At 68.7% G+C, this 9,972-nt stretch carries 3 protein-coding genes, 1 tRNA gene and 1 rRNA gene; 1 reads left to right on the forward strand and 4 read right to left on the reverse strand.

Annotated elements, in window-relative coordinates; translation table 11 throughout:
• Window positions 1-145: 145 nt before the first annotated feature.
• Window positions 146-5,611: a HAMP domain-containing protein gene (locus ACFY9E_RS07465; protein ID WP_390980208.1), complete on the reverse strand. Its 5,466-nt coding sequence runs from the start codon at window positions 5,609-5,611 to the stop codon at window positions 146-148.
• A gap of 378 nt (window positions 5,612-5,989) precedes the next feature.
• Between ACFY9E_RS07465 and ACFY9E_RS07470 the strand changes: the two genes are divergently transcribed.
• On the forward strand, window positions 5,990-8,740 hold the full coding sequence (locus ACFY9E_RS07470; protein ID WP_390980210.1) for a SpoIIE family protein phosphatase: 2,751 nt from the start codon (window positions 5,990-5,992) through the stop codon (window positions 8,738-8,740).
• A gap of 44 nt (window positions 8,741-8,784) precedes the next feature.
• Here the strand turns inward: ACFY9E_RS07470 and ACFY9E_RS07475 are convergent.
• From ACFY9E_RS07475 to rrf, 3 genes are all read right to left on the reverse strand, one after another.
• A tRNA-Thr gene (locus ACFY9E_RS07475) sits at window positions 8,785-8,860 on the reverse strand.
• Window positions 8,861-8,933: 73 nt separating this feature from the next.
• Window positions 8,934-9,596, reverse strand: coding sequence for a DegT/DnrJ/EryC1/StrS family aminotransferase (locus tag ACFY9E_RS07480; RefSeq protein WP_390980333.1), 663 nt, complete (start codon window positions 9,594-9,596; stop codon window positions 8,934-8,936).
• Between the two features lie 114 nt (window positions 9,597-9,710).
• Window positions 9,711-9,827 (reverse strand): 5S ribosomal RNA (rrf, locus tag ACFY9E_RS07485).
• Between the last annotated feature and the right edge of the window lie 145 nt (window positions 9,828-9,972).

Here is a 9,972-nt window from a genome sequence, read left to right on the forward strand (position 1 = left end):
ACTGTGCACATAGCAGAAACGCCGCGTGAGACCAGAAGGTTCCCCGGATCTTGTACTTCTACACGACTATGCGCACACCGAGTCGGCAACTCCGCGTGAACACCGAACCTTCCCGTCATGGTCGCGCAACTGCCCAACGTTCCCCTCATTCCCCTCGCATCCACTGATCCATCACCGCCAGCAGATGATCGGGGTCGACCGGCTTCGTCACGTAGTCGGAAGCGCCCGACTCGATCGCCTTCTCCCGGTCGCCCTTCATCGCCTTCGCGGTCAGCGCGATGATCGGCAGCCCTGCGAACTGCGGCATCCTGCGGATCGCGGTGGTCGTCGCGTACCCGTCCATCTCCGGCATCATGATGTCCATCAGCACGACCGCCACGTCGTCGTGCTGCTCCAGGACCTCGATGCCCTCACGGCCGTTCTCCGCGTACAGCACGGACAGGCCGTGCTGCTCCAGGACACTGGTCAGGGCGAAGACGTTGCGGATGTCGTCGTCGACGATCAGGACCTTCTGGCCGCCGAACCGGATGCCGCGGTTCGGCTTCGATGCCGGGCGCTCCTGCTCGGGCGGCGTCCACTGATCCAGCTGCGCGGGGCGCGGCGGCAGCTCCGGCATCCTGCGACGCCGCCGGAACAAGGCGGCCGGCCCGTTCTGCGTCTCGCGGTACGAGGTCACCTCGGCCGGCGTCTCGACCTCCACGTCCGACAGCTCGGACGTCGACGCCACCAGGTCACCGGCCTCCAGGGCGGGCAACTGCTGCTGGTAGCCCTGCGGCGGCAGTTCGCTGGGGTGCAGCGGCAGGTACAGCGTGAACGTCGAGCCACGCCCGGGCTCGCTCTGCGCGTAGATCTCACCGCCGAGCAACTGGGCGATCTCCCGCGAGATCGACAACCCCAGGCCCGTACCTCCGTACTTGCGGCTGGTGGTGCCGTCGGCCTGCTTGAACGCCTCGAAGATCACCCGCATCTTGCTGGACGCGATCCCGATCCCGGTGTCGGTCACGGAGAACGCGATCAGCTCGGCGTCCGGATCGGTCAGTGACCCGGTCTCCAGCAGCTGCTCCCGGATCTTCTGCGGGACGTCGTCCCGCGCCGGCCTGATGACCAGCTCCACCGACCCGGAGTCGGTGAACTTCACCGCGTTCGACAGCAGGTTGCGCAGCACCTGCAGCAGCCGCTGCTCGTCGGTGTGCAACGTCGCGGGCAGCTCCGGCGAGACCCGCACCGACAGGTCCAGGCCCTTCTCCGCGGTCAGCGGCCGGAAGGTGGCCTCCACGTAGTCCACGAGCTGGACCAGCGCGATCCGCGTCGGGGAGACGTCCATCTTGCCCGCCTCGACCTTCGACAGGTCGAGGATGTCGTTGATGAGCTGGAGCAGGTCGGAACCGGCCCCGTGGATCGTCTCGGCGAACTCGACCTGCTTCGGGGAGAGGTTCCCCTCGGCGTTGTCGGCGAGCAGCTTGGCCAGGATCAGCAGCGAGTTCAGCGGCGTACGCAGCTCGTGCGACATGTTCGCCAGGAACTCGCTCTTGTAGCGCATCGACACCGCGAGTTGCTCGGCGCGCTCCTCCAGGACCTGCCGCGCCTCCTCGATCTCGGTGTTCTTCACCTCGATGTCGCGGTTCTGCTGGGCCAGCAGCTCGGCCTTCTCCTCCAGTTCGGCGTTGGACGCCTGGAGCGCCTTCTGCCGCTGCTCCAACTCGGCCGAGCGCTCGCGCAGTTGCTCGGTCAGCTCCTGCGACTGTGCCAGCAGCAGCTCGGTCTTGGTGTTGACGGAGATGGTGTTGACGCTCGTCGCGATCATCTCGGCGATCTGGTTGAGGAAGTCCTTCTGGATCTGCGTGAACGGCGTGAAGGACGCCAGCTCGATGACTCCGAGCACGCTGCCCTCGAACAGCACCGGCAGCACGATCACCTGTGCGGGCGGCGCCTCACCGAGCCCCGAGGAGATCTTCAGATAGCCGCTCGGCGCGTTCTCCACCAGGATCGTGCGCTTCTCCTCGGCGGCCGTCCCGACCAGCGCCTCACCCGGCTGGAACGACGTCGGCATGGAGCCCATCGAGTAGCCGTACGAACCGAGCATGCGCAGCTCGTACTGGTCCTCGTCCGCGGCGTTCATGTCCTCGCCGTCGACGAGCGGCATCGCCACGAAGAACGCGCCGTGCTGCGCGGACACCACCGGCGTCAGCTCGCTCATGATCAGCGAGGCCACGTCCTCCAGGTCCCGGCGGCCCTGCATCAGCGCCGAGATCCTCGCCAGGTTGCCCTTGAGCCAGTCCTGCTCCTTGTTGGCGATCGTGGTGTCGCGCAGGTTGGCGATCATCTTGTTGATGTAGTCCTGGAGCTCCTGGATCTCCCCGGACGCGTCCACGTCGATCTTCAGGTTCAGATCGCCGCGGGTCACCGCGGTCGCCACGCGTGCGATGGCACGCACCTGCCGGGTCAGGTTCCCGGCCATCTCGTTCACCGACTCGGTCAGGTCCCGCCAGGTGCCGTCGACGTCACGCACGCGTGCCTGGCCGCCGAGCTGCCCTTCCGTGCCCACCTCGCGGGCGACCCGGGTGACCTCCTCGGCGAAGGAGGACAGCTGGTCGACCATCGTGTTGATGGTCGTCTTCAGCTCCAGGATCTCGCCGCGCGCGTCGATGTCGATCTTCTTGGTCAGGTCACCCTTGGCGATGGCCGTGGTCACCATGGCGATGTTGCGCACCTGACCGGTCAGGTTCGACGCCATCTGGTTCACGGACTCGGTGAGGTCCTTCCACGTACCGGCCACACCGGGTACGTGCGCCTGGCCGCCCAGGATGCCGTCCGTGCCCACCTCACGGGCCACCTTGGTGACCTGCTCGGCGAACGAACTCAGCGTCTTCACCATCGTGTTGATGGTGTCGGCGAGCTGCGCGACCTCACCGCGCGCCTCGATGGTGACCTGCCGCGTCAGGTCACCGCTGGCGACCGCCGCCGAGACCTGGGAGATGTTCCGCACCTGAGTGGTGAGGTTCTTGGCCATCAGGTTGACGTTGTCGCTCAGGTCCTTCCAGATGCCCGTGACACCCGGCACGTGCGCCTGGCCGCCCAGGATGCCCTCGGTGCCCACCTCACGGGCCACCCGGGTCACCTGCTCGGCGAAGGAGGACAGCTGGTCCACCATCGTGTTGACGGTCGTGACCAGTTCGAGGATCTCGCCCTTGGCGTCGACGGTGATCTTCTTCGACAGATCACCCCGGGCCACCGCGGTCGTGACCTCGGCGATGTTGCGCACCTGGATGGTCAGGTTGTTCGCCATGCCGTTCACGGACTGGGTGAGGTCCTTCCAGGTGCCGGAGACACCCTGCACCTCGGCCTGACCGCCCAGGATGCCCTCGGTACCCACCTCACGGGCCACACGCGTGACCTCTTCGGCGAACGACGACAGCTGATCCACCATCGTGTTCAGGGTGTTCTTCAGCTCCAGGATCTCGCCGCGGGCGTCCACGGTGATCTTCTGCGACAGGTCACCCCGGGCCACCGCCGTGGCCACCTGCGCGATGTTGCGCACCTGGCCGGTGAGGTTGGACGCCATGCCGTTCACGGAGTCCGTCAGGTCACGCCACACACCGGCCACGCCGGGCACCTGCGCCTGACCGCCCAGCCGGCCGTCCGTGCCGACCTCACGCGCGACCCGGGTCACCTGGTCGGCGAAGGCCGAGAGCTGGTCGACCATCGTGTTGATGGTGTTCTTCAGCTCCAGGATCTCCCCGCGCGCGTCCACGTCGATCTTCTGCGACAGGTCACCCCGGGCCACCGCCGTCGTCACCTGCGCGATATTGCGCACCTGGGAAGTGAGGTTCCCGGCCATCGAGTTGACGGAGTCGGTGAGCTCCTTCCACGTGCCCGACACGCCGTCGACCCGTGCCTGACCGCCCAGACGGCCCTCCGTGCCCACGTCCCGAGCCATCCGCGTCACCTGGTCGGCGAAGCTCGACAGCTGGTCCACCATCGTGTTCACGGTGTTCTTCAGCTTGAGCATCTCGCCGGAGACGTCCACGGTGACCTTCTGCGAGAGGTCGCCGTTGGCCACCGCCGTCGTCACCTGGGCGATGTTCCTCACCTGACCGGTGAGGTTCCGGAACGCCGTGTTGACGGAGTCCGTCAGGTCCTTCCACGTCCCCGCCGCGCCCGGCACCTGCGCCTGACCGCCCAGCTCGCCCTCGACACCGATCTCCCGCGCCACACGCGTCACTTCGGCACCGAACGCGGACAGCTGGTCGACCATCGTGTTGACGGTGTTCTTCAGCTCCAGCATCTCGCCGGCCACGTCGACCGTGACCTTCTGCGACAGGTCACCATTGGCCACCGCCGTCGTCACCGCGGCGATGTCCCTCACCTGAGTGGTCAGGTTCCGGAAGACCGTGTTCACCGAATCGGTGAGGTCCTTCCACGTCCCCGCCGCACCCGGCACGTTCGCCTGACCGCCGAGCTGCCCCTCGGCCCCGACCTCGTTGGCCACGCGCGTGACCTCGTCCGCGAAGATCCGCAGCGTCTCGGTCATCTGGTTGATCGTGTCGGCGAGCTGCGCGACCTCACCGCGCGCCGGCACGGTCACCTTGCGCGACAGATCACCGTTGGCGACCGCCGTCGTCACTTCCGCGATCCCGCGCACCTGGGCCGTGAGGTTCCCGGCCATGGTGTTCACCGAATCGGTGAGTTCCTTCCACACGCCGTCGACCCCCGGCACCTGCGCCTGGCCGCCCAGCGCGCCCTCGGTGCCCACCTCACGGGCCACCCGGGTCACCTCGGAGGAGAACGCCGAGAGCTGGTCCACCATCGTGTTGACGGTGTTCTTCAGCTCCAGCATCTCGCCGGCCACCTGCACCGTGACCTTGCGCGACAGATCGCCCTTGGCGACCGCCGTCGTCACCAGCGCGATGTCCCTCACCTGGGCCGTCAGCCGGTACGCCATCGTGTTGACGGAGTCCGTCAGGTCCCGCCACGAACCCGACATGCCCCGCACCCGAGCCTGCCCGCCCAGCTTGCCCTCGGTGCCCACCTCACTGGCCACTCGCGTGACCTCGTCGGTGAACGTCGACAGCTGGTCGACCAGGTTGTTGACGGTCCGCCCGACCTTCAGGAACTCGCCCCGCAGCGGCTGGCTGTTCCCGTCCGGCACCTGCGTCCGCAGCTCCATCCGCGGCGACAGATCACCCTCCGCCACCGCGGACAGCACCCGGCCCACCTCGGAAACCGGCCGTACCAGGTCGTCCACCAGGGCGTTCGAGTTGTCGATCGCCGTCGCCCAGGAGCCCTCGCAGGCACCCGTCTCCAGCCGCTCGGTGAGCTTGCCCTCGCGGCCCACCATCCGCCGCACCCGCGACAGCTCACCCGTCAGATGCAGGTTGCGGTCGGCCACCTCGTTGAAGACCGCCGCGATCTCGGCCATCACGCCGTCCCCGGACACCGTGAGCCGCTTGCGGAAGTTCCCGTCCCGCATCGACACCAGGGCCGCCATCAGCCGGTTCAGGGACGCCGTGTCCACCTCGGTCGTACCGCTGCGCGCCCTGCCCTGATTGATCGGGGACTGTCCGCCTTTCGCGCGCGCCTTCTTGCCACGCGTCGCTGCGCCAGACTCCACTGTGTCCCTCCCGCAGGGGTCGACCGTCACTGCTGTGTTCCGGTACCACGCTCGCCGTACCGGTTACTACTGCGTATTCTCCGCCCTGCACACCAGCCCGTTTCCAGGGGGCTGCTGCCCACGGGCGGCATCGGGCACACAGCCTGCCCTGACCTTCACCAGAAGCTTGCCCAGTGTTTCACCCCGGCCGAACCAGGCCATAACAGTTCGGCAGCTTCGCACATCGTCCGCACACCCTCCGGACGGAAACACTGCAGACCGGCATCCGCATGGACCGCGAAGGTAAGTAACCTTGCATCCGGCTGTCCAGCCGCGCCGGTCCGTCCGGCCTGGGCGGTGGCACGAAGACGAGCGGGCATCGGAGGGGCGGCCGCACACATGACCACCGGACTGATCCCGGGGGGACAGCCCCCGGACCCCCGGCCGACGGGCGGCCTGCCGCAACAGCGGCGCGAGCCGGTCGGCCCCGCAGCCCAGCACGTCGAGAACCGGTCGAGGAGTTCTGTGATCACCGCGCGCGCGGCCGCCAGTTTCGAGCCCGTCGGGCGATCTGTCGCGAGCGCCCGCTCCTTCGTTCGCGACACCCTCCAGGGCTGGGGCTTCGCCGACATCGTCGACGACGCCGTCGTTCTCACCAGCGAACTGGTGACCAACGCCGTGGTCCACGCCGGCACCTCGGCCGACGTGCTGTGCCTGCGCAGCGACGACGGCGCACGCATCGAGGTGGCCGACCACTACCCCGAACGCGAGATCCCCCTCCAGGGCACGGCCATCAACATGGGCAGCCCGGACCGTGAGGGCGGCCGCGGCCTCCAGCTGTGCGCGGCCCTCGCCGGCCGCTGGGGCGTCGAATACACCCCCACCCACAAGACCGTCTGGTTCCAACTGGACCTGCCCGCACGCGTGGTGGGCACCCGCACGGCCGGCCCGGCCCTCCCCGCCGATCTCCTCCCCCTCGCCGACGGCCGGGTCCGCGTGGCCGTCATCCAGATCGACCGCACCGGCCACATCACCGCCTGGAACGAGGACGCCGAGGAACTCTTCGGCTACCCGGCCGAGCAGGTCACCGGCAAGCCCCTGACCGACCTCGCGGCCTGGCCGCACACCCCGGGCACCAGCACCGGCATCGCGGAAGCCCTCCGCCTGTCCCGCTGGGAAGGCAGCTACGGCATCCGCGCGGCCACCGGCCGGGTCACCCCCGTGTACGCCTCCCACCTGCGCGTCCGCGACACCGGCGGCGAACCGTCAACCGTGTGCCTCCTGGTACGGGACCACGAACGGGCAGTTCTGCAGACGCCCCAGCGCGTGCCCGCCGACAGCTCGACCGGCTCAGAGGGCCAGAGCACCGATCCCTTCGAGGTCTTCATCGGCTCCCCCGCCCCGGACGACCTCGACGGCCTCCTCCAGCGCACGGTGGAACGCGCCCGCGACATGCTCGACGGCGACTCCGCGTTCCTCCTGCTCGCCACCGACGACGAGACGGAACTGGAGGTCCGCGCCTCGACCGGCCTCCCCTCCGCCCGCCAGCGCTTCGCCCGGGTCCCCGTGGAAGCCGGCCCCGGCCGCTACGGCTCGGCCCGCATGCCCGCCGTCCACGACGACCTGACCGCCGTTCCCGGCGCCGTGCCACTGCTGAACGGCACGGGCATGCGCTCGGTCGTCACGGTCCCGCTGAAGGTCGAGGGCCGCCTCACCGGCTCCCTCGGCGTCGCCGCCGAAGCCCCCGCCAGATACACCAACGAGGAGGCCCTGCGCCTCCAGTTCGCCGCCGACCGCATCGCCCTCGCCGTCGAATCGGCCCGCCTGGGCGAACTGGAACGCCTGCGCCGCGGCTCCCTCAGCTTCCTCGTCGAGGCCTCCGACCTGCTGGCCGGCACCCTGGACCGCGACCAGACCCTGGCCCTCATGGCCCAGATGACGGTCCCGACGCTCGCCACGTGGTGCGCCGTCTACACCATCGCCGACCAGGCCTCCGAGCCCTACCTCTCCTACGTCCTGCACGAGGACGAGGAACTCATCGACGGCATCAAGTACCTGCTGTCGAAGGTTCCCCCGCCCGACCCGGTCCCCACCCCCGGCGCCCGCGTCTGGACGGCCCCCGCCGAGATGGCCCACCAGGCGGCCCTGCGCAGTTCCATGCGCAGCCTCGGCCTCAGCGGCGGACCGACCCGCCAGGTCACCCCCGGCATCGGCCCGACCCTCGCCACCGCCTCCGCCGTCGGCGGTGAGACCGTGGTCCTCCCGCTGGTCGCCCGCAACCGTGTCATCGGCATGCTCACCCTGGGCAAGCCGACCGACGAGCACTTCCGCCAGGAGATCCTGGAACTCGCCGAGGACCTCTCCCGCCGGGCCGCCCTGGCCCTGGACAACGCCCGCCTCTACTCGGAGCGCACAGCGATCAGCCAGTCCCTGCAGCGCAGCCTCCTGCCCCCGGAGCTGCCGCTGATCGACGGCGTCGAGGTGGAGGTCATCTACCGCGCGGCCGGCGAGGGCAACGAGGTCGGCGGCGACTTCTACGACCTCTTCCCCATCCGCGACGGTGCCTACGGCTTCGCCATCGGCGACGTCTGCGGCACGGGTCCGAACGCGGCAGCGGTCACCGGCCTGGCCCGCCACGCCCTGCGCCTCCTGGCCCGCGAGGGCCTCAGCGGCCCGATGGTCCTGGAGCGTCTCAACTCCGCGATCCTCGACGAAGGCGCCCGCAGCCGCTTCCTCACCCTCCTGTACGGGGAGATGCGCCCGCAGGCGGACGGCAGCGCGGAGCTGAAGGTGGTCTGCGCCGGCCACCCCCTCCCGCTGCGCCTGCGTCAGGACGGCACGGTCGAACCGGCCGCGGAACCCCAGCCGTTGCTCGGCGTCATCGAGGACCTGGAGCTCTACGAGCAGACCGTCACCCTCGACCCGGGCGATGTCCTCCTGTGCGTCACGGACGGCGTCACCGAACGCCGCGAGGGCGCCCGCATGCTGGGCGACGACGGCCTCGCCGACGTCCTCACGACCTGCACGGGCCTGACGGCCGGCGCGGTCGCGGCGCGCATCATGCGCGCGGTGGAACGCTTCGCGTCGGACGCCCCTTCGGACGACATGGCGATCCTGGCGATGCGTGTCCCGGGCCTGCAGCAGGACTAGGGGAACGCGAAAGGCCCCACCCGTGAGGGTGGGGCCTTTTCTGGTGGAGCCCCCAAACGGAATCGAACCGTTGACCTTCTCCTTACCATGGAGACGCTCTACCGACTGAGCTATAGGGGCCTGTTACTTGCGAGGTCTCCCCCGCGGCAACGGAATAGATCATACCCTGAACAGGCCCGTGCTCCCAACCGCGTCAGAAGGCCGGCTGGAGAAGCCCTCCGAGGGCATTACACGCGGACACGATCCGCTGCATGTCCCGCTTCGTCAGTGCCGCGTCCACGGGCAGCGCGAGCGTCTCGTCGGAGGCCCGCTCGGTCTCCGGAAGCGAAACACAGCGGCGGAATTCGGGCAGCCGGTGCACGGGCGTCTTCACCGGCACCCGGCAGGCAACTCCCTTGGCCCGCACAGCCCGCGCGAAGGCGTCCCGGTCCGGCCGCCCATTGCCCGGAACCCGTACGACGTACTGCTGATAGGTGTGCCCGTCACCGTCGTCCGGTGTCCGCACACCCCTCAACTTGGCATCGAGATAAGCCGCCCGCTCCCTGCGCTGGGCTATCTCGTCGTACGGCGCCTCGGACTCCCCTTGCTCCAGCACCAGCAGCCCATGTCGCTGCCCCACGGCGTGCAGCCGCGCGATGTCGGCGAGCCGGCCGAAGCGGTGTACGGCCACCACGGCGGCGGTGCGCGGCGTGACGGCCGCTTCCACGGCAGCGGCGTCGAGGCAGTAGGTGGCGGGGTCGATGTCGGCGAACACCGGCAGCGCCCCGGCCATGGTCACGGCCTCGGCCACTTCGACGTTCCCGAAGGCCGGCACGACGACCTCGTCACCGAGTCCGACGCCAGCGGCCCTGAGCATTGCAGCAGTACCCATGCTGTGAATGCTGGTAGCGCAACGTGAACTTCAAGTGACGGGCAACAAAAAAGGGTTGGACCCGGAACCGAAGTTCCAGGTCCAACCCTTTCAATGATTGTTCGGCGGCGTCCTACTCTCCCACAGGGTCCCCCCTGCAGTACCATCGGCGCTGTAAGGCTTAGCTTCCGGGTTCGGAATGTAACCGGGCGTTTCCCCTACGCTATAACCACCGAAACACTATGAAACTGACAACCGGCACTTTGGTTGTTCGTGGTTTCAGAACCAACACAGTGGACGCGAGCAACTGAGGACAAGCCCTCGGCCTATTAGTACCGGTCAACTCCACACGTTACCGTGCTTCCATATCCGGCCTATCAAC

The sequence above is a fragment of the Streptomyces sp. NPDC012466 genome (genome assembly GCF_042955215.1).
Classification (GTDB): domain Bacteria; phylum Actinomycetota; class Actinomycetes; order Streptomycetales; family Streptomycetaceae; genus Streptomyces.